Source organism: Bacillus cereus group sp. BfR-BA-01441 (assembly GCF_022663075.1).
In the GTDB taxonomy this organism is placed as follows: domain Bacteria; phylum Bacillota; class Bacilli; order Bacillales; family Bacillaceae_G; genus Bacillus_A; species Bacillus_A cereus.
In genome coordinates this window covers 1-26484 of the sequence record NZ_JAKUEU010000040.1, presented here as the reverse complement: position 1 = coordinate 26484, position 26484 = coordinate 1, and the positions used below count along the sequence as shown (strand labels likewise).

Genomic DNA, 26484 nt, shown 5'->3' with positions numbered 1-26484 from the left:
CTATCCACTCTTCTTCAATGAACCTTCTTTTTTCTCTTGTTTCATAACGGTTCCTAATTCTTTTTTTGTAAATACATGTAATTTCAAAATAAAAAACATATATGTCAATCCGCCGATGGCTACACCTAACAACGCTTCAAGCGTCGCGCTTCCTCTATGTTCCGTATTAATTACTAATCCAGACATCTGTAACACACGTGTGAACATCATTAATACAAACCCCATACAGATACCACTAATTACTATCCCTAACATATTTCGCTTATTGATAAGTGACCCTGATACAGCTCTCGTAAGCAACAAACTATTTAATCCAGAGATTATAATTAACGCACATAAAGTCGCAAAAGCTGCACCTTTCACACCAAAATAAGGCATGAATATATAATTTAACGCTAACTTTAAGCAACCTCCAAATACAACAAATAACGCTGGCTTAAACGTTTGCCCTAATCCTTGTAAAATAGAAGCTGTCGTAATTGACAATGAACTAAATAAAATAGATAACGATAAAATAGATAAAACATCTGATCCATCACTGTTTTCAAACAACATAATATTGGTAGGTTGAATAATACAAGTTAGTCCAATAGCTGCTGCAAGTCCAATAACAAATGTTATTTTCATTGCTAACTTTACCTTTTCTTGAATAAAGGAAAGATCTCCTCTTTCCTTCGCCGCTGTAATAATCGGAATAAGTGACAACGAGAAAGAAGTCGTCACAACAGTACCTAATTGCATTAGCGGAATACTTCTATCATAAACACCCTTTAATACCTTTGCATTTTCAGCCTGTTCTCCCGCACCAATAAGTAAGCTGTAAAAGGACACTGAATCAGCCATCTGTATAAAAATAAGCACTAAATTACTAACACAAATCGCTAACCCCTGCCAAAAAAGGATTTTAACTATCTTCCTTTTACCCTTAATTCTCGCTGCACTTTTGAAGAATATAGAACGAAAATCTTGACGCATATACAATATAAGTACAATAATCCCAATAAGTCCACCCGCAATTGAGCCTAACATAGCCCCTGCACCAACTGTATATAAATCAAATCCGTGAGCAATTAGGAATAGCGATAAAAATACAATAATAGAAACTCGAATTGTTTGTTCTATTACTTGCGAAACAGCCGTTGGCATCATATTATTGAATCCTTGAAAATACCCTCTTGCTACAGACAAAAATGGCATCAATAAGAATGAAAATGAAATAACACGTAGTAACTTATCTAAATGTATATCGCCCATAGCTACCGCAATTGTTTCGGCCCCAAAAAACAGTGTAAAGAAGCCTATAAAACCAATCCCTAATAAGAACCAAAAAGATACACAAATAATTTCTTCTGCTTCTTTTTGTTTTCCCCGCTCTAGTCGTTCTGCAACCATTTTCGAAATGATAACAGGAAATCCATAAGTAGCTAAAATTAAACAAAATCCATAAAACGGGTAAATTTGTTGGTAAATATAAAACCCAATATCCCCCGCTATATTTTGATATGGAATACGGTAAAAAGCGCTTAATACTTTTGTAACGAAACTTGCAATCGTTAATATAATAGCCCCACGCCAAAAGGCTTGATACTTCTTCGCTTCCATACAAGAAAACTCCTTTTTCTATTCTCACCTCTCGTATTATATCATAAAGAAAAGAACAAACTCCCTTACCAACACGGGTAATAATGAGTTCCTAAATGTTAAAAATATTCAACGAAAAAAGGTAGCAAAGTGCTACCTTCATTCAATATACATATATCTCCAAATAATTGATTTCTCAAAAAGAAAGATCATAATTAGGAAAGATTGCTACTTCTAAAATCAATATACCCTTACTGTTCCATTTGTTTCGCTAAGAAACTGGCAGCAGTATTAACCGCTTTATGCTCGATCTCGCTTATAATGGCTTCTTTCGAAAAAATAATGACGGCTCCAATCGGATCTCCGTTTGCAACAATCGGTCCAACTGTATAAGAATGAACCTTTTCTGTTACACCATCAATAATGGAAATATCACTTTCATCCGTCATAATAACAGACTTTCGTTCTTCCATCGTTTTTTCAATTAGATCGCCAACACTTTTATTTAAGTATTCTTTTTTCGATACGCCTGATACTGCGATGATAGAATCTCGATCACACACAAGCACATTATGTCCTAAGCTGTCATATAAAGCATCAGCATATTCTTTCGCAAAATCACCTAGCTCACTAATTGGAGAATACTTCTTTAAAATTACCTCTCCATCGCGATCAACAAATATTTCTAGTGGGTCTCCTTCTCGAATACGTAAAGTTCTACGAATTTCCTTCGGGATTACTACCCTGCCTAAATCATCAATTCGACGTACGATTCCAGTTGCTTTCATTCTAATGCTGCCTCACTTTCTACTGATGATCAAAGTGGTGAATTTACCTGTTCATGTAAAAATCACCAACTGTTAGACATAGTATTTTACACATTAGTTCTTCTATGCACGTCGAATTGTATTTTTTTATCTTATTTTAGGCATTTATTACTTCTTTTTTTACATCTGGTAAGCCTTTTAATAAATTTTCAGCAATTGTTAACCACTTCGATGTCTCTAAGCCATTTGTTTTCATAACAATTTTCAATTGTGATCCTTCCATTCCTAAACCGATCATACGTCCAAAACTATTTCCGAGCATGAATAATTTTCCACCATCAATATTTTGACTTGCTTGTTCAGAAAACAGGAATGTTACTTCAAATTTATTCTGCTTAATTAATTCAATTTGTTCTTTCATTGCCAACACTTTAATATTTGCAATTTGTAATAAATAACCAACTTCTTGTGGATAATCGCCAAATCTATCGATCATTTCTTCCTGCAATTCTTCAATATCCTCAATTGCAGAAACACCTCTAAATTGTTTATACATCATAATTTTTTGCTTACTATCTGAAATATAAGCATCTGGTAAATATGCATCTACCTCTAAGTCAATTTCAACATTAACTATATTTTCAGCCCCATCTGTTCCTCTACGCTGTTCAATTGCATCTTTTAACATTTGCGAATATAGATCAAATCCGACAGAATCAATAAATCCATGCTGTTCTGCCCCTAACAAATTACCTGCTCCACGAATAGATAAATCTCTCATCGCAATTTTGAAACCAGATCCAAGTTCCGTGAACTCTTTAATTGCTTGTAGACGCTTCTCTGCAACCTCTGACAGCACTTTGTCACGTTTATATGCAAAGTATGCATACGCAACACGATTAGAACGTCCAACACGCCCACGAAGCTGATACAACTGTGATAATCCCATACGATCTGCATCAAATACAATTAACGTATTTACATTCGGAATATCTACACCCGTCTCAATAATTGTTGTACTTACAAGAACATCATGCTGTCCTTCTAAAAATGATAGCATAACAGACTCTAATTCGCTTTCGTTCATTTTCCCATGTGCGTACGTTACGCGGGCATCTGGAACTAACATCGAAATTTCATCTGCTTTTCTTTCAATATCCTCTACACGGTTATATAGGAAGTAAACTTGACCACCTCTTGCAAGCTCTCGCTCTATTGCCTCTCGCATTAACGCTGGATTATACTCGACTACATACGTTTGGACTGGGAAACGATTTTCTGGTGGTGTCTCAATAACAGATAAGTCGCGCACACCAAGCATAGACATATGAAGCGTCCGCGGAATCGGAGTTGCCGTTAATGTTAATACGTCAACATTTGCCTTCAATTGTTTAATTTTTTCTTTATGTGTTACACCAAATCTTTGTTCTTCATCAATAATAAGAAGCCCTAAATCTTTATACGTAACATCTTTAGATAAAATACGATGTGTTCCGATTACAATATCTACTGTTCCATCCTTTAAGCCCTTAATTGTTTCATTTTGTTGTTTTCTCGTACGGAATCTACTTAATAAGCCTATATTGATCGGATAATCTTGAAAACGCTCTCGAATTGTTTCATAGTGTTGCTGCGCAAGAATCGTTGTCGGTACTAAAATTGCAACTTGTTTTTCATCCATAATTGCTTTAAATGCCGCACGAATAGCCACTTCAGTCTTTCCATACCCTACGTCACCACAAAGGAGCCTATCCATCGGGCGTCCGCGTTCCATATCTTTTTTAATCTCGTCAATAGAACGTAACTGATCCTCTGTCTCTTGATATGGGAAAGAGGATTCGAACTCTTGTTGTTCTGCCGTATCTGGCGTATATGCATAGCCTTTTGAAGCTTCGCGCTCAGCATATAGTTTAATTAGGTCATCCGCAATGTCTTGTACAGATTTTTCAACTTTCGTTTTAACCTTTTTCCAATCATTACCGCCTAATTTATAAACTTTCGGATCCTTACCTTCAGATCCTACATATTTTTGGACTTGATCAATTTGTTCAATTGGAACGTATAGCTTATCATTACCTTGATATTTAATATTTAAATAATCTTTGTGAACACCATTAATCTCTAATGTCTCAATACCTAAAAATTTACCTATACCATGATTTACGTGAACTACATAATCTCCAACTTTTAATTCCGAATAACTTTTAATACGTTCAGCATTCGATAACTTTTGTTTACGTTGTGATTTTTTAACTTTCTTATGAAAAAGCTCCTTTTCAGTAATGACAACAAGCTTTTGCATCGGCATTTCAAATCCTGCATGTAAATCACCTACAGCAATTTGTAACCTTCCAGGCAATAAGATATCTGTACCTTCTACAATATCTGCCTCAATATCATAATCACTTAAAATATGTTGTAATTTTTTCACACGTTCATCATCTGTTCCAAGTACAACAGTCGTAAAATGCCCTTCATTCCATCTATCAATTTCTGTTTTTAACAAATTCATCTGTCCATGGAAATCTTGCATTGTTTTACATGTTACATTAACAATATTTTGCGGATGTGTGTGTGCGATATGACGCAAGAATAACGTTAAATATACAAAACTTCTTTTTTTATGATGAAGAAACCCCTCGAATGGGTGAGAGAAAGATAAATCTTGAATAATTGTTCCTTCACCAAGAAGTGATATATACCATTCCGCCTCTTCTGTTTCAAGATGCGATGCTGTTTCTTGAATACGGGAAATCTCGTCTAAAATTACAACACCGTCTTCTGGTAAATAATCTATCAGACTAGCAGGTTCTTTATAGAAAATAGATAAGTATTTAAACATCTGTTCTATACTTTGCCCGTTTTTCAACATCTCAATTTCATGACTTACCGTCTCAAGCACTGTAGTCTTTAGTTTATCATCAGAAAGTTTTTGCATCGTCTTAGTTAAACCTTCTTCAAGATGCTGAATTCCTGATTTTAATTCTTCCTGTGAAAATAAAAACTCTGTTGCCGGACCAAACCTAACGCTTTCTTTTTTACCTTGAGAACGCTGTTCATCCACATCAAATAATCGAATAGAATCGACTTCTGTATCAAAGAATTCAATACGAAATGGTAGTTCTTCAGTTAAAGGATAAATATCTAATATTCCCCCACGCAAACTGAACTCCCCTGGAGCTTCTACCATCGACTTACGTTCATAGCCAATATGATGTAAAGTATGCAAGAGCGCATCTAAATCAATCTCTTGCCCTAGATTGATTTCAACTTGCTTTTGCTTCCACAATTCTTTTATTGGTAAAAATCTACGCAATCCTGCCACTGGCGCTACAATGATTCCATTCTCTCCCGCAGCCAAGCGATTTAACACTTCTATACGTTGCGCCTTCAATTCTGGACTTGCAACCCCAATTTCCGATGCTATCAGTTCATTCACTGGATATAGCCACACATCTTTTTCACCAAGTAACGCCACTAAATCTTCATGTACTTTTTGTGCTTGGTATAAGTTATGTGTCACGATTAATTGTGATTTTTTTGTTTTTTTATATAAAGCCGCCATTAATAACGAACGAGAAGACGTTGCCATCCCTGATATAAGTTGTTCTTTTAACCCATCTTCTAATCCATTAATAACCGATTGTATCTCTTCATTTTTATAAAATTGCTCTAATAAACCTATCATTTTTAAAACTCCTCTCAACATAAAGAGCAAGTCATTCTATTTTATGCAAATATTTTGGAAAAGGAAAACAGAAAAATGCTTTGGACATGCCAAAGCGACAACATTTTATTGCAGAAATTTTTCATACTCATAATACTCAGGATAAGATGCGAGCGTTTCTTGACACGATTCACAAATCGTTTTTATATATATATTTCCATTTTCATGAAAATGAATCATTTCTACTACTTCTTGCTCTGTTAGTTGAAATAAAACGTCGCTATATACTTTTTCTGCGTTAATGGAGCCTACATTACCTCCGCAGTGTCTGCAATAATAATACCCTTCCATACTAGCCTCCTAAAAATTCAATTACTACTAGTATGGGTAAAACAAAAGAGAAATATTCCCAATCTCATTTTTAACTATTGAAAGTATTCATGATTTGGAGAAAAGGCTTATTTAGCCACTCTTCACATGCATCCGCTGCTTTTTCAATAGAATGGTTAACATCCGGAATCTCTTCAGATGTAAAGCGTCCTAATACATAATCGACTACCTTCATTCCATTTTTCGGGCGATCGATTCCCATACGGATACGTTGAAATTCTTGTGTTCCTAGGTGCGAAATCGTTGACTTTACACCATTATGTCCACCAGCACTACCTTTCATGCGAAGACGCAATTTACCTACAGGAATGTCCAAATCGTCGTACATAACAACGAAGTCCTCAACATCAATTTTATAATAATCCATGAGTGGACGAATACTTTCCCCAGATAAGTTCATGTATGTTAGCGGCTTTAATAAGATTACCTTTTCTCCATTAACAAACCCTGCACCAAATACACCTTTAAATTTTTGTTCATTCAAAGAAATGTTCCAACGCTTCGCAAGTTCATCAATGGCCATAAATCCAATATTATGCCTTGTTAATTCATATTCTCTACCTGGGTTCCCAAGTCCTACTATCAATTTCATTCTTGTACCACTACTTTCTTTTTTCGATACGAAAAGACGTAACCAATTTTGGTTACGTCTCATTCTATCCAATTAATTGAATAATACACTCACAGATTCTTCTTCGTATACACGAATGATTGCTTCTCCGATTAATGGAGCAACTGAAAGTTCATGTACTTTGTCGATTTTCTTCTCTTCTGGTAATACGATAGAGTTCGTTACAACTAACTCTTTAATATTTGAATTTTGAATACGCTCAATTGCTGGACCAGATAATACTGGGTGTGTACAGCAAGCATATACTTCAGAAGCACCGTTCTCAACAAGAGCGTTTGCTGCTAATGTAATTGTACCAGCTGTATCAATGATGTCATCAATTAAAATCGCTGTTTTACCTTCAATATTACCGATAATGTTCATTACCTCTGATACGTTCGGGCGAGGACGACGCTTATCAATAATAGCGATTGGCGCTTTTAGACGATCTGCCATTTTTCTTGCACGAGTTACACCACCATGGTCAGGAGACACGATTACGATATCTTTAAGACCTTTTGTTTCAAAGTAATCTGAAAGAATCGGTACACCCATTAAGTGGTCGATTGGGATATCAAAGAACCCTTGAATTTGTGGAGCATGTAAATCTAGAGTGATTACACGAGTTGCACCTGCTGTTTCAAGCAAGTTTGCTACAAGTTTCGATGTAATTGGTTCACGAGAACGCGCTTTACGGTCTTGACGCGCATAACCATAGTAAGGAATAACAATATTAATTGTTTTCGCAGATGCACGTTTTAATGCATCAATCATAATAAGTAATTCCATGATATGTTCGTTTACTGGGAAGCTTGTAGATTGAATAATGAATACATCGCAACCACGGATACTTTCTTCAATGTTAATTTGAACTTCTCCATCACTAAAACGATCAACAGAACATTTTCCTAGCCCTACTCCAATATGCTTTGCAATCTGCTCAGCAAGTTCCTTATTAGAGTTTAAAGAGAATACTTTCAAATTAGAATTTAGATATTGAGTCGACATCTAGATTAACCCTCCACATTATGATTTTTTCTTATTCAGCAATTGATCAACATAGTCTTCTTTGTTAACTTGACGTGCACGTGCTACCGATAATGCTTTTGATGGAACATTCTCTGTAATTGTAGAGCCTGCTGCCACATAAGCACCATCTTCAACTGTTACTGGAGCAACAAGGTTTGAATTACATCCAATAAATACCCCATTACCAATCACAGTTTTGAATTTATTCTTACCGTCATAGTTCACCGTAATTGAACCACAACCAAGATTCACGTCTTCTCCAACTTGTGCATCCCCGATATAACTCAAGTGTGAAGCTTTACTTCTATTACCAAAGACAGTTTTTTTGATTTCCACGAAGTTTCCAACGCGTACTTCGTCTCCAATAACTGAATCTGGGCGAATATGTGCAAATGGACCAACCGATACTTCTGTACCAAGCTTACTATCATGTACAGTAGATTGTCGAATTGTCGTACGATCTCCAATTTCACTATCGCGAATTACTGTATGCGGTCCAATTTCACAATCAGAGCCAATTACAGTGTTCCCCTCAATAATTGTTCCTGGATGAAGAACTGTATCACTACCGATAACTGCATCAGCAGAAATATAAGTGTTACTTGGATCAATAATTGTAACACCGTTTACCATGTTCTTTCGGTTGATACGGTTTTTCATAATAATTTCCGCTTGCGATAGAGCGACTCTGTCGTTAACACCTAACGTTTCGTCGAACTGCTCTGTTTGATAAGCTGATACGATATGACCTTCATTTTTTAAAATCTCAATAACATCTGGAAGGTAATATTCACCTTGCACGTTATCATTTGAAACTTTAGAAAGTGAAGCAAATAAAGCCTTATTATCAAAACAATACGTACCTGTATTGATTTCTTTAATAGCTAATTCTTTCTCATTTGCATCTTTATGCTCAACAATCTTTTCAACATGACCATTCTCATTACGAACAATACGGCCATATCCAGCAGGCTCTTCTATGTATGCTGTTAGCACCGTCGCCATTGCTCCTGCTTCTTTATGTTGCTGAAGTAATGCTTCCATTGTTTCAGCAGTTATTAGAGGCGTATCACCACAAATAACTAAAGTTGTTCCTTCTTCATTTGCAAGTACACTTGCAGCTTGATCTACAGCATGTGCTGTACCAAGTTGTTCTGCTTGTAATGCAAATTCACTTACGTTCCCTAGCTGTTCTTGTACCATTTCAGCACCATGTCCAACAACCGTTACAAGTTTCTGCAATCCTAATTGAGATACTTGATCGACTACGTGTTGTACCATAGGTTTTCCACATACAGGATGCAGCACTTTGTATAGCTTAGACTTCATACGTGTGCCTTTACCTGCAGCTAGAATCACTGCAAATCTGTTTGACATATAGACCCTCCATCGCAACCTATTTATCCATTAAAGATATTATCCTAAATCATCATATATTTCAAGAAACACATTTTAACTATTAAATTTTACCATAATTCTTATAAGATGTTTTACTCTTTAGTATCTTTTTTAAGAAATAAGCTATACTATTTAAAATGATTTTGAAAAAATTAGTAGTTTCTTCTTTTTATGTTAATAAATTATGCAGTTTCCAAATATAAAGCAAAAAAAAACAAACCCCTGTAAATGCTTACAGGAGTTTGCTACAAAATTATAAGGCTTTTTGTCAAAAGCCCTTTTCATTCGAATTTTACGAAGCACCCGCTTCTTCAAACTCAACCTCTTCTAACTCGCCTAAACGATGATACTCTGTTAAAACCGCATCTTGAATTTTAGAGCGTGTACCAGAATTAATTGGATGTGCAATGTCACGGAACTCTCCATCTGGAGTACGTTTACTTGGCATTGCTACAAATAATCCATTATTACCATCAATTACACGAATATCATGAACAACAAATTCATGGTCTAGAGTAATAGAGGCAATTGCTCTCATGCGGCCTTCTGTGTTTACGCGGCGTAATCTTACGTCAGTCACTTCCATCTTGTGTTCACCACCCTTTTCTAAATAAGCGATATATTTGTATAAATTCCACAAATTTTCTATTTTCCCTTTAATTTTTTAAAAATTTTTAAGATAAAAATTTTTAAAGTAGTTGAATATAGAGATTAGTGGAGGTTATCGCTTACAAAAGGTTACTTAACTAGGGCGATTACTTCAATTTCAACGGAAACATCTTTCGGTAATTTTGCTACTTGCACACAAGATCGAGCTGGTTTATGAGTAGAGAAATAAGAGCTATACACTTCATTCACAGCATTAAAATCATCCATGTCCTTTAAAAATACTGTTGTTTTTACGACTGTATCAAATGAAGCACCTGCTTCCTCTAATACCGCTTGTAAATTTTGAAATACTTGTTCTGTTTGTACTGTTACATCTCCTGTTACAAGCTCCCCATTTGCCGTCAATGGAATTTGTCCTGAGCTATAGAACATGTTATTTACAATAATCCCCTGTGAATAAGGTCCAATTGCTTGTGGTGCCTTGCTTGTTTGAACAACTTTCATACTTTTCACCCTTTTATTATTTATTTTACTCTTTAAAAATAGTGTACGAAAGGCAGTTTGTCCATCTATTTTATAATCTATAAATAAAATAAAAAAGATAGAGCTATCTGCTCTATCTTTTATTCCGCCTCTACAAGCCCTTCATCAAATGGCGCAAGAGAATAATTCCCTTTTTCCACTTGAATCGTTTTTTCTTTCACATCAACTTCCGATAGACGAATTAATGATACAAAATTATTAATTAGTCGTTCTTCAATATCTGTGGATTCTACTAATACACCAATACCAACAACATTAGCCTTGAACTCTTCTAACATACTCATCATACCTTGAATTGTTCCGCCAGCTTTCATGAAGTCATCAATAATTAAAACATTCGACCCTTCTGGAAGGCTGCGTTTTGCTAACGTCATTGTTTGAATTCGTTTAGAAGAACCCGACACATAGTTAATACTAACAGTCGGACCTTCTGTTACCTTATTATCTTTCCTTGCAATTACAACTGGTACATCTAAGTAATTTGCCACTGCATAAGCAAGTGGAATCCCCTTCGTTGCCACCGTCATAACTGCATCAATTGGTTGCCTAGCAAAAACAGAAGCAAACAAACGACCTGCGCCATTAATATGGCGAGGATTACTCAATAAATCTGTCATGTATAAGTAACCGCCAGGCAAAATACGATCTGGGTTTTCAAATAAGCCACAAAGCTCATCAATAATTAGATCTGCCTCTTCTTCACTTATATACGGTATATATTTCACTCCTCCTGCTGCTCCTGGTATCGTTTGCAATGTGCCGACCCCTTGTTGTTCAAACGTTTGCTTAATAATAACTAAATCTTCACTAATGGAAGACTTAGCCGATTGATACCTTTCAGCAAAAAAAGTGAGAGATACTAGCTGACGAGGGTTTTGTAGCAAGTAATAAGTCATATCGACTAATCTTGTACTTCTTCTAATTTTCATACTCTCACCTCAAATCACGAATATTCTAAACAAATCATAACGTATTATACGTCTTTATTCAAGCGTTTCTCGCTCTCCTAATAAACGTACCGCATAGACTTGTTCACAAAATCCTTTTAATCCGTTATAAATGCGATGCATTCGTGAATCATGGTGTACAAGTCCAAATACAGTTGGACCACTTCCACTCATTAATACAGCATCCGCTCCAAATCGCTTCATCTGTGATTTAATACGGGCAACTTCAGGATGCATTCCAAATGTTACATCTTCTAAAACGTTACCAACAGTATCACAAATTCCTTTATAATCACCAGAATTTATGACATCAACCATTTTATCTACATTCGGATGTGTAACTCGATTTAACTTTAAATTTCCATACACATCAGCAGTAGATACACCTATATGTGGTTTCGCTAAAATAACCCAACAAGAAGGCGGAGTCTTTATATGCTCAATTTTCTCTCCTCTTCCAGTGGCAATTGCTGTGCCTCCGTATACACAGAACGATACATCTGATCCAATTTCTGCGCCAAGCTCTGCTAACTCATCAATTGTAAGCCCTAAATTCCATAATTTATTAAGACCACGTAATGTGGCTGCTGCATCACTACTTCCACCTGCTAATCCAGCTGCTACTGGAATCGTTTTTTCAATAGTAATAGATACACCTTTTTTTACATTAAACTTCTCTTTTAATAATTTCGCTGCCTGATAAGCTAAATTTCGTTGGTCGTCTGGGACATACCGATTATGGGATAAAATTTCAATACGGTCTTCTGCTAATTCCGTTAGTTCTAGACGATCTGCTAAATCAATGGTTGTCATAATCATTTTCACTTCATGATATCCGTCTTGTCTTTTTCCCAGTACATCTAACGACAGATTAATCTTTGCTGGTGCTTTCACTAGTAGCTTCAATCTATTCACCCACTCTATGTACTCAATCTTTTATCGTTTATTTTACCATAAATTTATAGTAAGACGATGACACTTCCCTAATTATAACGAAAAGCATTCAGAATGAAACTACTTATGTAAAATGATGGCACCTTTTAGAGTACAAAAAGCCGAGGAATGTCTCCTCGGCTACCGTAGCATAGAAAGTATCTTACAACTACTGGTTTCGTTTCATTAATTGCTGTTCTGCAATTTCTATAGCACGTTTCACCATGTTACCAGCATCTTTCGCACGAATTCCGCCCCATCCTTCTTTCTGAACAACATCATAAAAGCCAAGCTCTTTTGCTAGCTCTTCTTTAAATTGGTTTGACATGACACCTCTTCGTCTACTCAATGCAGAGTCCCTCCTTATTTTGCTACGGTATAGTTAGTATGCAAAATAATATAGCTTTTCATTTATGGGAATATATGTAATGATATACGGATTATAAAATGACCTCATTATGAGGGTCTCCATAAAATGTTAACTCTACTGTCTCTGTTAAAACATCTGCATAACTATAAGATACACGTTGCAACGCATCTTCTTGTTGATCTAATTGTACAACAAAAACGGAACGGTATGTTTCTGCTAGTACACCTGATTGCTCCACAGTTTTTCTTCTTCCACTATTTGCTTTTAACATAAGTCGCTGTCCAAGATGGTGATCTAATTCGCTTTTAATTTCATCTAAACGTTTTGACATATACTTCGCTACACCTCGCTGTAATTTAGATTGAACACTTAAAGCACGATATATCTATCCTAATTATTAACCGCGATTCACAGCTAATATCATCCTGCGTTTGAATAGATAGAAGAAATACTATATTGTAAAAGTATCATTACGTAGTCTGCACGTTCTTACCTCTTTTTATCCAAATTCATTTAAATCCTTCCATACAAAAAAGCAAGATACATATGTATCCTGCTTACTCTTCGTAATGTTGAAAAGGTAATCCCGTTCGTAAAATCCCTCTCGTTTCAATTCCACCTAGTCCCTTTTCACCAGTAATTGTATTACGTACGACATCCCATACATTGACTCTCTCCATAAATGAAGTAAAACTAATTTTACCAACTACATATACAGGATCTAGTGCATGAATATTAATTCTAGATGGTGAACTAGCGAAATTGGCCCCTGCACGAATTAGTGCCTCAAAATGTGATTGACATGCCCCAGCAAAAATAACAAGTTGATCCAATGATGGATATTTTTTTCGCACTTCACGAACAGCCTGTACAAAATGTCTTGAATGCCTATATGCCGCTAAATCTCCCTTCACTCCTTTTGATTTTGTATATGCATCATGCCCTGTAATAACGAGAATGTCTGGGCGAAAGTGATCTATTAAGTCTACTACTTTTTCATGCATCTCCGTTTCTTTACAATGAATACCTTGAACAGGAACGCCAATTTTATTATATAAATCTAAGCACTTGCGCAAATATAAAGGGTCTCCATCTATATGCAATACACGTCCCGGCATTTGAAAATAATTCACCTCACTTGTGTATCCACCAGTTGAAGTATGTTCATGCCTTTGTTTCATCAGTACATAATCTTGTTGAAACAAACGATACGTGCGCTCCATTGTTTCTTTCTCACGCTTCACCCTTTTTTTATGTTCTCTTTGATCTATACTAATTAAATCTTCAAGTGGCGCATCCGCCACCAGTCTAATTTCCTCTCCAAACAATATAGCTATCTCGCCTTTTATTTCTATAATACGAAAAAGAATATCCCTCTTATGAGAATATCGTTCCACTAATTCTCCAACATGTAAAACCATTCTCCTACCTCCAAACTCATTAGGCCATCTTACCTGTTTTTAAAGTATGAATTTAAAGAGAGAAAGGTGACAAAAGGGACAGTTCAACTTGAACTGTCCCTTTCATATTCTTATGATAATTTATGAAGAACTAATGCATTACTTAATGTTGCAAACTCTTCAATAGATAGCGTTTCGCCTCTTCGCTTTGGATCAATTCCTACTTCTGTTAAAATTCGATCCAATAATTCCTTATCTTTCGGGAAACCATTTAAATTATTTGATAAATTATTCATCAAAGTTTTACGGCGCTGTGCGAAACTTGCTCGTACTACTTCAAAGAAGAATGTTTCATCTGTCACCTCTACAACCGGTTTCGGACGCTTTAGAAGGCGAATAATTGCAGAATCAACATTTGGCTGTGGTACAAACACTGTACGCGGTACAGTCATAACTGTTTCAACTTCTGTATAATACTGAATAGCAATCGATAAAGAACCATACTCTTTCGTTCCAGGTTTAGCAGCTAAACGATCTCCAACTTCTTTTTGCATCATAACAACAAATCCACGAACTGGTAACTTTTCTTCAAGCAATTTAAATAAAATTGGCGTTGTAATATAGTATGGTAAGTTAGCTACTACCATTACATCTTGCCCTTCTTCAAATTGCTCATTAAATACTTCATGTACATCTGCTTTTAGTACGTCTTTATTAATAACTGTAACGTTACCATATGGCGCTAACGTCTCATCTAAAATTGGTAATAGTCTTTGATCAATTTCAAAAGCCACTACTTTTTTAGCACGCTTTGCTAATTGCTCTGTTAATGCACCAATACCTGGTCCAATTTCAATTGCACCACTTTCTGAACCAATTTCTGCATGATCGACAATACGATTTAATACATTTGTATCAATTAAAAAGTTTTGTCCTAAACTTTTTTTGAATGAAAATCCATACTTTTCAACAATGTCTTTTGTACGATTTGGCGTTGCGATATCCTTCATCTTTTTTCCTCCTGTATTACTTGCTTATAAGCTTCTGCAAATGATTCCTTTGAAACTTGAAACATCTGTAATCGTTTATGTAACTGTTTTGCATTTGTATAACCAATCTTTAATAGCTTACCCATTCTTTCTCTGCGGCTCTTTGCCATTTCTCCGCCCACTAAGCCTGCATCGACTAAATCACTCCAACTAATTTCACTTGTGTAAGCTTCCATTTCTTCATGTATATTCTCTAGAGCGCGGCGAATCGACTCATTAGAAGCGTGTTCGATCCCAACACCCTTTTTCCTTTTAGCAAGCGCTTCTTCCTTCGGTAAAAAGGCATGCTTACAGCCAGGAACCTTGTCAGAAATAATTTTTCGAATACGCTCTCCAGGATAATCCGGATCTGTGAAAATAATAACGCCCCTTTTTTGCTGCGCTAATTTAACTTGCTCAATAACATGATCACCGATTGCTGAACCGTTCGTTTCAATTGTATCCGCATCAACAGCACGCTTAATCGCAACTGTATCATCTTTACCTTCTACAACGATAATCTCTTTTATTTTCATGCTTGCCTCCACACTCATTTCGTCTCTACTTAGTAAAACAAAAAAATGACGACTTTTCCATTATTATTTTCCCCATTCTTATATTTTAAAAAATAGAATAGAAAAATCTTTGTTCTCTGTCCTTATTGTAACACTTCATCATTCACATTTATTTTTTTCATCACTTCTACTAGTTTTTCTCAAAATAAAAAAGAACAGGTTTCCCCATTCTTTTTTATTCAACACCAAATAAAACTTTTGCATTTTTAGTTGTCATTTCTGCTACTTCCTCATAAGAAATTCCTTTTAAATTCGCAATTTCTTCTGCCACGAGTTTTACATAACTCGGTTCATTTCGTTTCCCTCGAAATGGATGCGGTGTTAAATACGGACAATCCGTCTCTATTAACAATTTCTCTAATGGAATCTCCGTAGCAACCTCTTTCGGCTTCTTAGCGTTTTTAAATGTAACTGGTCCACCTAACGAAATTAAAAAGTTCATATCAACACATCGCTCTGCTACCTCTACGCTGCCGCTAAAGCAATGCATAATGCCTCCTACTTCAGCTGCATTCTCTTCTTCTAGAATATCAACAATATCTTGAGTTGCATCGCGGTTATGTATAATAATCGGCAATTTTACTTTTTTCGCTAATGCAATTTGTTTACGGAATACTTCTTTCTGTATTTCTTTTGGAGACTTATCCCAGTGATAATCTAAGCCCATTTCTCCAAGTGCAACGACTTTAGGATGAGAAGCAAGTTCTTCTAACCAAGCTAAATGTTCTTCTGTCATGTCGATTGCATCAACTGGGTGCCACCCAACCGCAGCGTAAATAAAATCATAGGCTTCAGCTAATTCCATCGCCTTTTTTATCGTTACTTCATCAAAACCAACAACAACTGTATAAGTAACTCCCGCTTCTTTCATTCGGGCAATAACCTCTTGCAAATCTCCTTCGAATTGCTCTGCATTCAAATGTGAATGTGTATCAAACAACATAATACATAACTCCTTTTATATTGAAATCAAGTTTATTCTACAAAAATAAGTTCTTTAATAACTTAACGATAACAATACTACAATCTTAATGCAAAAATAGAGAGTGTAAAAAGAAAAAAGACGCTTCACACATGTTACACGTGAAACATCTCTTTTCTTGTCTTAATTACTTGATTTTTGTACCATTTGGTAGATTTTGGTCAATTGATGCTAATGACAATACGCCATTCTCTTCACCCGCTAAAATCATACCTTGCGATAATTCACCGCGTAATTTTACAGGTTTTAAGTTTGTTACACAAATAACCTTTTTACCTTTTAAGTCTTCCGGCGAATAGAATTTTGCAATTCCAGAAACAACTTGACGCTTTTCTGTACCTAAGTCTAGTTGAATTTTTAACAGCTTGTCTGCTTTTTTCACAGGTTCAGCAGATAGTACTTCAGCTACGCGTAATTCTACTTTAAAGAAATCATCAATTGTAATTTCTTCTGCCTTCGGTTCTTCTTCTTTTTTCTCTTCTACTTTAGGAGCAGAGCTTTTCATTTGTTCTTTAATGTACTCTACTTCCACTTCCATTTCTAAACGAGGGAAAATTGGGTTTCCTTTTTCTACTTTTGTTCCAGCTGGAATGCAGCCAATTGTAGATAGACTTTCCCAAGATTTATGAGCTTCATCAGTAAGGCCAAGCTGAGCAAACATCTTGCTTGGTGCTACTGTTAAGAATGGCATAAGCATAATACCTGTTTGACGAAGTACTTCTGCTAAATGAGCCATTACAGAGGCTAACTTTTCACGATCATTCTCATCTTTTGCTAATACCCATGGTTGTGTTTCATCAATATATTTATTCGTACGACTAACTAGTTGCCAAATAGATCCTAACGCTACAGAGAACTCCATATTCTCCATTGCTTCTTCTACTTTTTTCAAAGTATCTTGTGCAAACGCTACTAACGTTTCATCAAATTCCGTCACATTTTCTTTAAATGCAGGGATTTCTCCGTTAAAGTACTTATCAATCATAGCTACTGTACGATTTAATAAATTACCTAAGTCATTTGCTAAGTCGAAATTAATACGCTCCACAAATCCTTCTGGTGTAAATACACCATCAGATCCAAATGGAACTTCACGAAGTAGGTAATAACGTAATGCATCTAATCCGTAACGATCGATTAATGTAACTGGATCTACTACGTTTCCTTTTGACTTACTCATCTTTCCATCCTTCATTAAAATCCAGCCATGAGCAAAGACTTTCTTCGGAAGAGGTAAATCTAATGCCATTAAAATTATCGGCCAATAAATTGTATGGAAACGAACAATTTCTTTCCCAACTAAATGCACATCTGCAGGCCAGAATTTTTTATATTTCTCTTCATTTGCTGTTCCATAACCTAACGCCGTAATATAGTTAGATAATGCGTCAACCCATACGTAAATAACGTGTTTTGGGTTACCAGGAACACGAACTCCCCAGTCAAATGAAGTACGAGAAACTGCTAAATCTTCTAATCCCGGTTTAATAAAATTATTAATCATTTCATTTTTACGAGACTCCGGCTGAATGAAATGTGGATTATCTTCATAGAACTTTAATAGTCTGTCGACATATTTACCCATTCTAAAGAAATAAGATTCTTCACGAACAAGTTCTACATCATGACCACTATCTGGGCTTTTTCCTCCAACTACTTTGTCGCCTTCCATAATTGGCTCTACTAATTGATGCTCTGTATAGAACGTCTCATCTTGTACAGAATACCAACCTTCATATTCATCAAGATAAATGTCACCTTGATCTACTAATTGTTTAAAGATTTTTTCGACAACATCTTTATGACGATCTTCAGTTGTACGAATAAAATCATCATAAGAAATATCCATCTTCTCCCAAAGCTCTTTAATTCCTGCAACAATGTTATCAACATATGCCTGTGGCGTAATATTTAACTCTTCTGCTTTCTTTTGGATCTTCTGTCCATGTTCATCAGTTCCTGTTAAATAATGCACATTATAACCTTGCATACGCTTATATCGTGCCATCGCATCTCCTGCTACTGTCGTATAAGCATGTCCAATGTGTAATTTTCCACTTGGATAATAAATTGGGGTAGTAATATAAAAGGACTTATTTTCCTCTGTCATTGTTTTGGACCTCCCGAATAACCTCATATGTATTTATAAACAGTATATCAAAAACTCATATATAAAGTGAAACTTTAATCAGTAGGGTTTTTGTTCCTCCCCACTAATTATTAGCCCACGTTAATTGGGCTTTTACGAGCAGCCCAAATCTAACTTATCTTCTTTACGCCAACCTAATTTTCAATTTAGGTCTTAATGCTCAATATCTTTATCATCTATTGCTCATATTTCAAAAAAATATACAATATCCACTTTTAATTTATTATTTTTTCAGAAAATAATGTAAATAATTGTGGAATTTCCTCTCAATCTATTATATATAAGAAATAAGAAATCTATAAATCTTTTTAAAAAATATAGAATTTAAGAATTGACGGAAATGTAAATGATTGGTATCATATGTCCATAGGGTATTTTGTCGAAAAATGACGAATCTAAAAATAGACTCGAAACTTATAAACTATTTATTTAGGAGGAAAAAAATTATGAAATCTACTGGTATTGTTCGTAAAGTTGATGAATTAGGTCGTGTAGTAATTCCAATCGAATTACGCCGTACTTTAGGTATTGCAGAAAAGGACGCTCTTGAAATCTATGTTGATGACGAAAAAATCATCTTAAAGAAATATAAACCAAACATGACTTGCCAAGTAACTGGTGAAGTATCTGACGGTAACCTTTCTTTAGCTGAAGGTAAAATCATCTTAAGCAAAGAAGGCGCTGAGCAAATCTTAAACGAACTTCAAGATTATATCGAAACAGCAAAATAAGCTTCTCAATTATGAGAAGCTTATTTTTTATCGACATGATAGATTTGATATACATCTCTTTTCGACAAATCTCGATCTTTAGCGACTGTTTTAATCGCTTCTTTTGAATTCATACTTTTTTCATTTATATAATATTCAATATGATCATATACCGAAAGAGATTCCCACCATTGTTCTTCTGGAGCAGGTTCTTCTGTTGAACCAGCTACTAAAATACAAAACTCACCACGTACTTCATTTTGCTTCGTCCACTCAATTGCTTCTTCGATTGTTCCTCGAATAAATTCCTCAAATTTTTTCGTTAACTCTCGACATAATACAATCTCTCTATTTCCCAACACTTCCTGCATCGAAATTAAAGTATCATCTAAACGATGAGGTGCTTCATAAAACATCATTGTAATTTGTACATAACGTAGCTTTTCTAACTCCATCTTCCGTTCCTTTTTGTTTCTCTGCAAGAAACCATAGAAATAAAACTGCTTTGTTTCAAGACCGGATGCAATTAATGCTGTAAGGGCTGCATTTGCTCCAGGAAGCGGAATTACATGATATTGCTCAGCTACTGCCTCAACGACAATATCGTAACCTGGATCAGAAATACACGGCATACCAGCGTCACTAACAAGTGCTACATTCTTTCCATCCTCTAATTTCTCTAATAGTTTCTTCCCACTTACTTCTTTATTGTGCTCATGATAACTCGTGACAGGTGTTTCAATTTCAAAATAATTACAAAGTTTTTTCGTTTGTCTCGTATCTTCAGCAGCAATTAAATCAACTTCTTTTAAAATTCGGATTGCACGAAATGTCATATCTTCTAGATTTCCAATAGGAGTTGGTACTAAATATAAAACTCCCTTTTCATTTTGTTGAAAGCTTTTTTGTTGCCACATAGCGTTCTCCTTTTTGCATATATGCCTCTTTTTGTTTTCTCGTTAATTGCTTAAAGTAATACTCCGCTTGCATAGCTGTACGCTTATCATCGTGGGTCTCTACATATTTTAAAACGACAGGAAGCCTGACGCGTGTATACTTAGCCCCTTTGCCACTATTATGAGTCTGAATTCTCTTTTCTATATGGTTTGTATATCCAGCATAATAACTTCCATCAGAGCACTCTACCACATAAAAAAAGTGCTTATTCTTCTCCATATAAAATTGAACGTAGCTCCTTTGTATATTCGTTATTGTTCTCATATACAACGAGAGGCGGTAAAATTTTCAAATCTGCATTTCCATCCTTAATTCCTTCAATTAACAATGTATTTGCTTCTTTTCCAACCTTAGGATAAACAAATTGCACACGCTTTGGTTCAATTTTATATTTACGCATTAATGTGACAATGTCTAGTAATCGCCCTGGACGATGTACAAACGCTACTTTCCCACCTTGTTTTACTAACTGACTACTTGCAGATACAACATCTTCTAATGTACACATAATTTCATGACGAGCTATCGCTAAATGTTCATTCATATTTTTCTCTGAAGTTTGAGGTGTTTGAAAATATGGTGGATTACATGTAACAACATCATATTGATGACGCCCAAGTTTCTCTGGCATATCTTTCAAATCTCCATGTATGAGGTGAATTCTTTCTTCCAACCCATTGTATTGAACACTTCTTACTCCCATATCATATAAGCGTTCTTGAATTTCCACACCAGTAATATTTCCTTTTGTTCTTGTACTTAATAGAAGGGGAACAACCGCGTTACCTGTACACAAATCAAGTAAATTCCCCTTTTGAATTGGTACCCATGCAAAATCTGCGAGTAAAACGGCATCTAAAGAAAAATTAAATACTGATGGGCTTTGTATAATCTTCATGTCTTGTGCTAATAAGTAATCTAAACGTTCATCTTCATATAAATTCATATACTGCTCCTTTTCTTACCCTTAACCTACCCTATTTCATGTATAAAAAATTACCTTTCCAATTATAATTGGAAAGGTAATTTCACTTTTTATTTAAGAATGAAAGACAGAACAAACAATCTCCCTCTTTACGTACACTTCCATAATGTAGATTGCAAATATGAAAACCTTCTTGATATAGTCTGGCTAAATTGTCATAACCTTCACCAATATCTGTTTTCGGCTTCACTTCTTTACGTTTTTGAGTTTTTTGTTTTTCTTTATTCTGCACTTCTTCAAAACGGTGTCGCAAATTGTTATTTTCCATTTTTATATGCTGGTTTTCTTCCAACAACTCTGCAAGATGCTGTTTTAACTCTCCCAACTGTTTATATAAATGTCCAATTTGCTCTTCCATACTAGAAACCGATTCAAAAATATCTTTTTTCTCCACAAGCACCCACCTCATTAATCTGTGGTTTGACTCGAAACGACCCCTTTATTCACTAACTCATCTAACGTATATTCTACTATCCGTTCCTTGTCTACTAGTTCCACTTGAATTAATCTTTCTAAAATATTTAATCCGATAACACGGCCAGTACCATGCGGGGTTTGTATACGTTGATCTAAATCAGGAAGTTGTTCCTTTGCTGCCTCATATTCATCATTCTCATATTTTAAGCAACACATTAAGCGACCACATAAACCAGAGATTTTTGCAGGATTTAATGATAAATTTTGATCCTTTGCCATTTTAATGGATACAGGTTCAAAATCCCCTAAAAAAGTAGAACAACAAAGCATACGACCACATGGACCAATACCACCTAGCATCTTCGCTTCATCACGAACACCAATTTGTCTTAGTTCAATTCTTGTTCTAAAAATTGCGGCTAAGTCCTTCACTAGTTCGCGGAAATCGATCCGACCATCCGCAGTAAAATAGAAAATAATCTTATTACGATCGAATGTATACTCTACATCTACAAGTTTCATATCAAGATTATGCTCTACTACCTTTTGTTGACAGACTTGATATGCTTCTTTGGCAGCATATTTGTTCTCTTCAACAATGGTACGATCATTTTCATTTGCAATACGAATAACCTTTTTTAGCGGTAATACAACGTCGTTTTCATCAACTTGTTTTTTGGTAATAACTACTTTTCCGTATTCAATACCTCTTACCGTTTCTACAATGACAAACTCATTTTCAGAGATATCGAACTGGTTTGGATCAAAGTAATATACCTTTCCGGCCTTCTTAAAGCGAACACCTACTACATCATACAAAACGGTCATCCCTCCTGCAACCGCAACACTAACTGTTCGAACACAAGCTGCGCATTTACATTAGCGTTGATTCTATTTTTTGCCTCTAATATATTAAAAAGAGCTGATACAATGCGCTTCTGAGCATAGGAAAACGATTCAAATATCTCTTTCTGCTCATGAAAAACAAGACGATCTTCTTCTCCAAGTTGAACATATAATAAATCCTTATAAATAAGGAGTAACATATCTAAACCTTGCTGTAATTGTTCTTTCTCTCCAAAGTGTTTTCCCCATTTTTCTTGTACAAAAAAAATAGAGGTTTTATCTTTTTCGAGCGCTTCACATAATTTTATCACTAAAGCTCGTGCTTGTGCAAACCATTCATCACTACATAAAGCTAAAGCTTCATCAAAACTATTTGTAAGTTGAGCAGCAAGTGTCGATAAAGATGCTGTAATCCCTTCATCCTGTAATCTTCTAATTAAAGATTCCGTAGGTAACGGTCTAAACGTAACAACTTGGCAGCGAGATAAAATCGTATTTAAAATTTGATGACTTTGTTCAGTAAGTAAAATAGCAGTTGTATCACTACTTGGTTCTTCTAAAAATTTCAAAAGTGTATTTGCCGCATTTGCTGTCATACGATCTGCGTGCTCAATAATATATAATTTTTTATTTGCCTCTAATCCTGTTTTTGAAAACTCTTCTTGTAAATCATGAATTTGCTGCTTCTTAATAGATAATCCGTCTGGTTTTACAATATGTAAGTTAGGGTGGTTACCTGAATCAATTCGCTTACAGTTTGTACATACATGACAGGGCTCTACTCCATTCCGCTCAGAACAGAGGAAACTCTTTGCCATTTGAATTGCTGTCGCAAACTTTCCTGTCCCTTTCCCTCCCTCTAACAAGTAAGCGTGGGATATACGCTCTTTTGCAATGCTATTCATCAACATTTTTACACCGATGGGTTGTATAGCAGAAAGCTGCTCCCACGTCTTCGTCATAATGCATACCTCACTTATTTCATTCTTTCCTTCTATTATAACAATTTATCTTCTATAATCTGAACAACTTCTTCTATAAGTTTTTCCATCGGTTGATCAGCATTTACCAATACAATACGATCCGAGAAACGTTCTACAACTTGTAAATACCCTTCGCGCACACGTTTATGGAAAGAGATATCTTCCATATCTAGTCGATTTACTTCACGTCCTGCATCTTTTTCAATCCGAGCCAAACCAACCTCAGGCTCAATGTCTAGATAAATTGTTAAACTAGGCATACAGTCCTCTGTTGCGAAACGATTTATTTCAAATACCTTATCCATACCCAATCCTCTTGCATAGCCTTGGTATGCTAAAGAGCTATCTATAAAACGATCACATAACACGAGGTAGTTCTCATTAAGTGCTGGCATAACTTTTTCTACTAAATGTTGTCTGCGCGCAGCAGCATAAAGAAGCGCTTCTGTACGTGCTTCCATCATCGTATATTCTTGTTTATGTAAAATCGTCCTAATGTCCTCAGAAATTGCAATACCGCCTGGTTCCCTTGTCGCCATTACCTTCTGTGCTTTTTGTTCAAAATATGGCAATAAGCTTTTAATTAACGTTGTTTTACCTGAACCTTCTGGGCCCTCAATTGTTACAAATAATCCCTTCATCCTAAAACCTACTTTCTATATCATACACTTTCATATATTTCGTATTACCTTGAAAACGAGCTCCTGCTCTTTCTAAATACATAATTTGCTCTTTATGCTCTGAAGTAATTCTCTCTCCATACATAATTAATGGAATTCCAGGTGGATACGGAATCACCATTTCCGCCGCTATCATTCCAACAGCCTCTTCTATAGATACTATCTTTGTTTCATATCCGTCTAGTTGTTTATACGTATACGGTAAAAGAGAGAATTCACCATTATAAGTATAACGAATAGATTCCCTCTTGTCTTTCACCTCATAATGTTGCAATGCTACTCGGATCATCTCTATAACCTTCATATATCCCTCATTTACTTGTAAGGGTAAAATAAATAGGACATTGTACGGATCAGCCATCTCTGTATATATACCGACCTTTTCAAATACAGACTGTAATTCGTACCCTGATAACTGACAACGAGTTTGTACGGTGACCTTTAACTCATCTTGCAACGGATATTCTAAAATGGTGATTTGGGGAATAGAACGTAATTGTTCCTTAAATCTTCGTAAAAACTCAACAATTTCACTGTGACCTTCTTCTTTTATACGCGCCATTGTAAAGCGTGCTATATCCAAGGAAGCCATAATTGGATACGATGGACTACTAGATTGTAGCATACTTAAATAAGTAGTAACCTTATCTTCGTCTACTAAATGACTATTTATATGTAAATAGGAACCCATTGTCATTGCGGGTAATGTTTTATGTGCAGAATGAACTACAATATCTGCACCATATGTTAATGCTGACTTCGGAAATGGTTCTCCCAAACATAGATGTGCCCCATGTGCCTCATCTACCAAAACAGGGATTTTATGTGCATGTGCAAAAGCGATGCTTGCCTCTAGATCCATCCCCATACCATAATAATTAGGATGCGTTAAAATAAGTGCTTTCGCATTTGGATACTTTCCAATTGCGTTCTTAATAATTTCATTACGAACTCCCACTGGTACGTTATAAGCTTCATCAATCCATGGATCTAAAAAAATGGGATTTGCTCCCGCAAGTTTTAAACCATTAATAATTGATTTATGACAATTTCTTTGTACAAGAACAATATCATGTTCCCCGCAACAAGACAAAATCATTGCTAAGTTCCCGACTGTTGAACCATTAATTAAAAAATAACTTCTCTTTGTATTATAAACTTCAGCCAATAATTGTTGTGCCTCATCTATACATTCAAACGGACTATGCAAATCATCTAGTCCTGCTAATTCAGTTACATCAATAGATAGAATATCTTTAAACTCTCTTATTGCCTCCTGAGGGAAGTTTAAACCATTCTTATGACCAGGAACATGAAAGGATAACGGCCCTCTTTCTTTAAACTCTATTAACGCCTCATATAAAGGCATACGATTTTGATTCATCTACATCTCTTCCTTATTATTCATTCTCTATCTATTATACAGAACAAAAAAAATAATAGGCATATGCCTATTTAAAAATATGATACTTCTAATTTTCGAAGCTGCTTTAAATAATATATATATTTCGGATCATCTGTCTCTGTATTCACCATATCCTTTTCACATTCATGGCATATTAAATTATTATAAACATATATACCTTCTTTTCTTTTTGTCTCACAAACAATACAAACTTCACTTTGTAATTTCATAATCTTCCCTCCCTATTTAAGTGAACCTATTTTATACTTCTAATCCTTAACAATTTACAGAAAAATATACACCCATCTTTTATATAATATGATTAACTCTTGGGCAACGTGTTTGTATTTCCATTACTTCTTTCCCATTCTTTTTAACAATACAAAAAAACACAAGTCAAATGACTTGTGTTTTTAGTTGCTTGGCGACGTCCTACTCTCACAGGGACAAGGTCCCAACTACCATCGGCGCTAGAGAGCTTAACTTCCGTGTTCGGTATGGGAACGGGTGTGACCTCTCTGCC

General features: G+C 35.5%; 28 protein-coding genes and 1 rRNA gene. 1 reads left to right on the top strand and 28 read right to left on the bottom strand.

Annotated features, from left to right (window positions below; translation table 11 throughout):
- From MR107_RS17400 to metG, 18 genes are all read right to left on the bottom strand, one after another.
- Positions 1-1602, bottom strand: a complete 1602-nt coding sequence (locus MR107_RS17400) for a putative polysaccharide biosynthesis protein (RefSeq protein ID WP_074553638.1) — start codon at positions 1600-1602, stop codon at positions 1-3.
- 230 nt (positions 1603-1832) lie between these two features.
- Positions 1833-2369: a stage V sporulation protein T gene (gene spoVT / locus MR107_RS17395; protein WP_000648302.1), complete on the bottom strand. Its 537-nt coding sequence runs from the start codon at positions 2367-2369 to the stop codon at positions 1833-1835.
- Positions 2370-2505: 136 nt separating this feature from the next.
- A complete protein-coding gene (gene mfd / locus MR107_RS17390; RefSeq protein ID WP_000579688.1) occupies positions 2506-6036 on the bottom strand; it encodes a transcription-repair coupling factor in 3531 nt (1176 codons plus the stop codon).
- A gap of 105 nt (positions 6037-6141) precedes the next feature.
- A complete protein-coding gene (locus MR107_RS17385; RefSeq protein ID WP_000399438.1) occupies positions 6142-6366 on the bottom strand; it encodes an anti-sigma-F factor Fin family protein in 225 nt (74 codons plus the stop codon).
- A 70-nt stretch (positions 6367-6436) separates the two neighbouring features.
- Positions 6437-6997, bottom strand: coding sequence for an aminoacyl-tRNA hydrolase (pth, locus tag MR107_RS17380; protein WP_000767702.1), 561 nt, complete (start codon positions 6995-6997; stop codon positions 6437-6439).
- Between the two features lie 72 nt (positions 6998-7069).
- Positions 7070-8023 (bottom strand): ribose-phosphate diphosphokinase, encoded by a 954-nt coding sequence (locus MR107_RS17375; protein WP_000107420.1) that lies wholly within the window; start codon positions 8021-8023, stop codon positions 7070-7072.
- An 18-nt stretch (positions 8024-8041) separates the two neighbouring features.
- Entirely contained in the window at positions 8042-9421 is a 1380-nt protein-coding gene (gene glmU / locus MR107_RS17370) for a bifunctional UDP-N-acetylglucosamine diphosphorylase/glucosamine-1-phosphate N-acetyltransferase GlmU (protein WP_000071041.1), read from the bottom strand.
- Positions 9422-9734: 313 nt separating this feature from the next.
- Complete coding sequence (gene spoVG / locus MR107_RS17365; RefSeq protein ID WP_000454041.1) at positions 9735-10028, bottom strand: septation regulator SpoVG; 294 nt, start codon at positions 10026-10028, stop codon at positions 9735-9737.
- Between the two features lie 152 nt (positions 10029-10180).
- Positions 10181-10555 (bottom strand): RidA family protein, encoded by a 375-nt coding sequence (locus MR107_RS17360; protein ID WP_000869815.1) that lies wholly within the window; start codon positions 10553-10555, stop codon positions 10181-10183.
- Positions 10556-10674: 119 nt separating this feature from the next.
- Positions 10675-11523: a pur operon repressor gene (gene purR, locus MR107_RS17355; RefSeq protein WP_000702466.1), complete on the bottom strand. Its 849-nt coding sequence runs from the start codon at positions 11521-11523 to the stop codon at positions 10675-10677.
- A 54-nt stretch (positions 11524-11577) separates the two neighbouring features.
- Positions 11578-12447: a 4-(cytidine 5'-diphospho)-2-C-methyl-D-erythritol kinase gene (gene ispE / locus MR107_RS17350; RefSeq protein WP_000772104.1), complete on the bottom strand. Its 870-nt coding sequence runs from the start codon at positions 12445-12447 to the stop codon at positions 11578-11580.
- Between the two features lie 196 nt (positions 12448-12643).
- The gene (gene sspF, locus MR107_RS17345; RefSeq protein ID WP_002094215.1) at positions 12644-12823 is read right to left on the bottom strand and encodes an acid-soluble spore protein SspF; all 180 of its coding nucleotides are present in this window, start codon (positions 12821-12823) and stop codon (positions 12644-12646) included.
- A 91-nt stretch (positions 12824-12914) separates the two neighbouring features.
- On the bottom strand, positions 12915-13175 hold the full coding sequence (gene veg / locus MR107_RS17340; RefSeq protein ID WP_000044347.1) for a biofilm formation stimulator Veg: 261 nt from the start codon (positions 13173-13175) through the stop codon (positions 12915-12917).
- 226 nt (positions 13176-13401) lie between these two features.
- Complete coding sequence (gene yabG, locus MR107_RS17335) at positions 13402-14265, bottom strand: sporulation peptidase YabG (RefSeq protein WP_000242868.1); 864 nt, start codon at positions 14263-14265, stop codon at positions 13402-13404.
- Between the two features lie 110 nt (positions 14266-14375).
- Positions 14376-15254, bottom strand: a complete 879-nt coding sequence (gene rsmA, locus MR107_RS17330; RefSeq protein WP_000651548.1) for a 16S rRNA (adenine(1518)-N(6)/adenine(1519)-N(6))-dimethyltransferase RsmA — start codon at positions 15252-15254, stop codon at positions 14376-14378.
- Positions 15251-15808, bottom strand: a complete 558-nt coding sequence (gene rnmV / locus MR107_RS17325) for a ribonuclease M5 (RefSeq protein WP_000692836.1) — start codon at positions 15806-15808, stop codon at positions 15251-15253. Before rnmV ends, rsmA begins: the two co-directional genes overlap by 4 nt.
- Positions 15809-16022: 214 nt before the next feature.
- Complete coding sequence (locus tag MR107_RS17320) at positions 16023-16790, bottom strand: TatD family hydrolase (RefSeq protein WP_000895851.1); 768 nt, start codon at positions 16788-16790, stop codon at positions 16023-16025.
- 166 nt (positions 16791-16956) lie between these two features.
- A complete protein-coding gene (gene metG / locus MR107_RS17315) occupies positions 16957-18939 on the bottom strand; it encodes a methionine--tRNA ligase (protein ID WP_242292564.1) in 1983 nt (660 codons plus the stop codon).
- A 485-nt stretch (positions 18940-19424) separates the two neighbouring features.
- On the opposite strand from metG, the gene MR107_RS17310 reads away from it, so the two are divergent.
- Positions 19425-19709, top strand: a complete 285-nt coding sequence (locus MR107_RS17310) for an AbrB/MazE/SpoVT family DNA-binding domain-containing protein (protein WP_000843036.1) — start codon at positions 19425-19427, stop codon at positions 19707-19709.
- A gap of 20 nt (positions 19710-19729) precedes the next feature.
- Here MR107_RS17310 and rsmI read toward each other — a convergent pair whose 3' ends face one another.
- The 10 genes from rsmI to rrf all read right to left on the bottom strand — a co-directional run.
- Positions 19730-20605, bottom strand: coding sequence for a 16S rRNA (cytidine(1402)-2'-O)-methyltransferase (rsmI, locus tag MR107_RS17305; protein ID WP_074553640.1), 876 nt, complete (start codon positions 20603-20605; stop codon positions 19730-19732).
- Positions 20574-20864 (bottom strand): GIY-YIG nuclease family protein, encoded by a 291-nt coding sequence (locus tag MR107_RS17300; RefSeq protein WP_000414350.1) that lies wholly within the window; start codon positions 20862-20864, stop codon positions 20574-20576. Before MR107_RS17300 ends, rsmI begins: the two co-directional genes overlap by 32 nt.
- Complete coding sequence (locus MR107_RS17295; protein WP_001055366.1) at positions 20851-21591, bottom strand: tRNA1(Val) (adenine(37)-N6)-methyltransferase; 741 nt, start codon at positions 21589-21591, stop codon at positions 20851-20853. The genes MR107_RS17300 and MR107_RS17295 overlap by 14 nt, the downstream gene beginning before the upstream one ends.
- Positions 21592-21673: 82 nt before the next feature.
- On the bottom strand, positions 21674-22024 hold the full coding sequence (yabA, locus tag MR107_RS17290; RefSeq protein ID WP_000412063.1) for a DNA replication initiation control protein YabA: 351 nt from the start codon (positions 22022-22024) through the stop codon (positions 21674-21676).
- A gap of 14 nt (positions 22025-22038) precedes the next feature.
- On the bottom strand, positions 22039-22866 hold the full coding sequence (locus MR107_RS17285) for a PSP1 domain-containing protein (RefSeq protein ID WP_048538418.1): 828 nt from the start codon (positions 22864-22866) through the stop codon (positions 22039-22041).
- 5 nt (positions 22867-22871) lie between these two features.
- Positions 22872-23855, bottom strand: coding sequence for a DNA polymerase III subunit delta' (gene holB, locus MR107_RS17280; RefSeq protein ID WP_048538417.1), 984 nt, complete (start codon positions 23853-23855; stop codon positions 22872-22874).
- Between the two features lie 35 nt (positions 23856-23890).
- Positions 23891-24517: a dTMP kinase gene (tmk, locus tag MR107_RS17275; protein WP_000677218.1), complete on the bottom strand. Its 627-nt coding sequence runs from the start codon at positions 24515-24517 to the stop codon at positions 23891-23893.
- 1 nt (position 24518) lies between these two features.
- On the bottom strand, positions 24519-25940 hold the full coding sequence (locus MR107_RS17270; protein ID WP_061457944.1) for an aminotransferase class I/II-fold pyridoxal phosphate-dependent enzyme: 1422 nt from the start codon (positions 25938-25940) through the stop codon (positions 24519-24521).
- Positions 25941-26011: 71 nt separating this feature from the next.
- Positions 26012-26191, bottom strand: a complete 180-nt coding sequence (locus MR107_RS17265) for a sigma factor G inhibitor Gin (protein WP_000776278.1) — start codon at positions 26189-26191, stop codon at positions 26012-26014.
- 189 nt (positions 26192-26380) lie between these two features.
- A 5S ribosomal RNA gene (gene rrf, locus MR107_RS17260) occupies positions 26381-26484 on the bottom strand; the annotation flags it as partial.

What these genes read in the sequence shown, in the direction of transcription:
- MR107_RS17400 (WP_074553638.1), bottom strand. Translation starts at nt 1,602, where the DNA reads ATGGAAGCGAAGAAGTATCAAGCCTTTTGGCGTGGGGCTATTATATTA.
- spoVT (WP_000648302.1), bottom strand. Translation starts at nt 2,369, where the DNA reads ATGAAAGCAACTGGAATCGTACGTCGAATTGATGATTTAGGCAGGGTA.
- mfd (WP_000579688.1), bottom strand. Translation starts at nt 6,036, where the DNA reads ATGATAGGTTTATTAGAGCAATTTTATAAAAATGAAGAGATACAATCG.
- MR107_RS17385 (WP_000399438.1), bottom strand. Translation starts at nt 6,366, where the DNA reads ATGGAAGGGTATTATTATTGCAGACACTGCGGAGGTAATGTAGGCTCC.
- pth (WP_000767702.1), bottom strand. Translation starts at nt 6,997, where the DNA reads ATGAAATTGATAGTAGGACTTGGGAACCCAGGTAGAGAATATGAATTA.
- MR107_RS17375 (WP_000107420.1), bottom strand. Translation starts at nt 8,023, where the DNA reads ATGTCGACTCAATATCTAAATTCTAATTTGAAAGTATTCTCTTTAAAC.
- glmU (WP_000071041.1), bottom strand. Translation starts at nt 9,421, where the DNA reads ATGTCAAACAGATTTGCAGTGATTCTAGCTGCAGGTAAAGGCACACGT.
- spoVG (WP_000454041.1), bottom strand. Translation starts at nt 10,028, where the DNA reads ATGGAAGTGACTGACGTAAGATTACGCCGCGTAAACACAGAAGGCCGC.
- MR107_RS17360 (WP_000869815.1), bottom strand. Translation starts at nt 10,555, where the DNA reads ATGAAAGTTGTTCAAACAAGCAAGGCACCACAAGCAATTGGACCTTAT.
- purR (WP_000702466.1), bottom strand. Translation starts at nt 11,523, where the DNA reads ATGAAAATTAGAAGAAGTACAAGATTAGTCGATATGACTTATTACTTG.
- veg (WP_000044347.1), bottom strand. Translation starts at nt 13,175, where the DNA reads ATGTCAAAACGTTTAGATGAAATTAAAAGCGAATTAGATCACCATCTT.
- yabG (WP_000242868.1), bottom strand. Translation starts at nt 14,265, where the DNA reads ATGGTTTTACATGTTGGAGAATTAGTGGAACGATATTCTCATAAGAGG.
- rsmA (WP_000651548.1), bottom strand. Translation starts at nt 15,254, where the DNA reads ATGAAGGATATCGCAACGCCAAATCGTACAAAAGACATTGTTGAAAAG.
- rnmV (WP_000692836.1), bottom strand. Translation starts at nt 15,808, where the DNA reads ATGAAAATAAAAGAGATTATCGTTGTAGAAGGTAAAGATGATACAGTT.
- MR107_RS17320 (WP_000895851.1), bottom strand. Translation starts at nt 16,790, where the DNA reads ATGTTGTTTGATACACATTCACATTTGAATGCAGAGCAATTCGAAGGA.
- metG (WP_242292564.1), bottom strand. Translation starts at nt 18,939, where the DNA reads ATGACAGAGGAAAATAAGTCCTTTTATATTACTACCCCAATTTATTAT.
- MR107_RS17310 (WP_000843036.1), top strand. Translation starts at nt 19,425, where the DNA reads ATGAAATCTACTGGTATTGTTCGTAAAGTTGATGAATTAGGTCGTGTA.
- rsmI (WP_074553640.1), bottom strand. Translation starts at nt 20,605, where the DNA reads ATGTGGCAACAAAAAAGCTTTCAACAAAATGAAAAGGGAGTTTTATAT.
- MR107_RS17300 (WP_000414350.1), bottom strand. Translation starts at nt 20,864, where the DNA reads ATGGAGAAGAATAAGCACTTTTTTTATGTGGTAGAGTGCTCTGATGGA.
- MR107_RS17295 (WP_001055366.1), bottom strand. Translation starts at nt 21,591, where the DNA reads ATGAATTTATATGAAGATGAACGTTTAGATTACTTATTAGCACAAGAC.
- holB (WP_048538417.1), bottom strand. Translation starts at nt 23,855, where the DNA reads ATGACGAAGACGTGGGAGCAGCTTTCTGCTATACAACCCATCGGTGTA.
- tmk (WP_000677218.1), bottom strand. Translation starts at nt 24,517, where the DNA reads ATGAAGGGATTATTTGTAACAATTGAGGGCCCAGAAGGTTCAGGTAAA.
- MR107_RS17270 (WP_061457944.1), bottom strand. Translation starts at nt 25,940, where the DNA reads ATGAATCAAAATCGTATGCCTTTATATGAGGCGTTAATAGAGTTTAAA.
- MR107_RS17265 (WP_000776278.1), bottom strand. Translation starts at nt 26,191, where the DNA reads ATGAAATTACAAAGTGAAGTTTGTATTGTTTGTGAGACAAAAAGAAAA.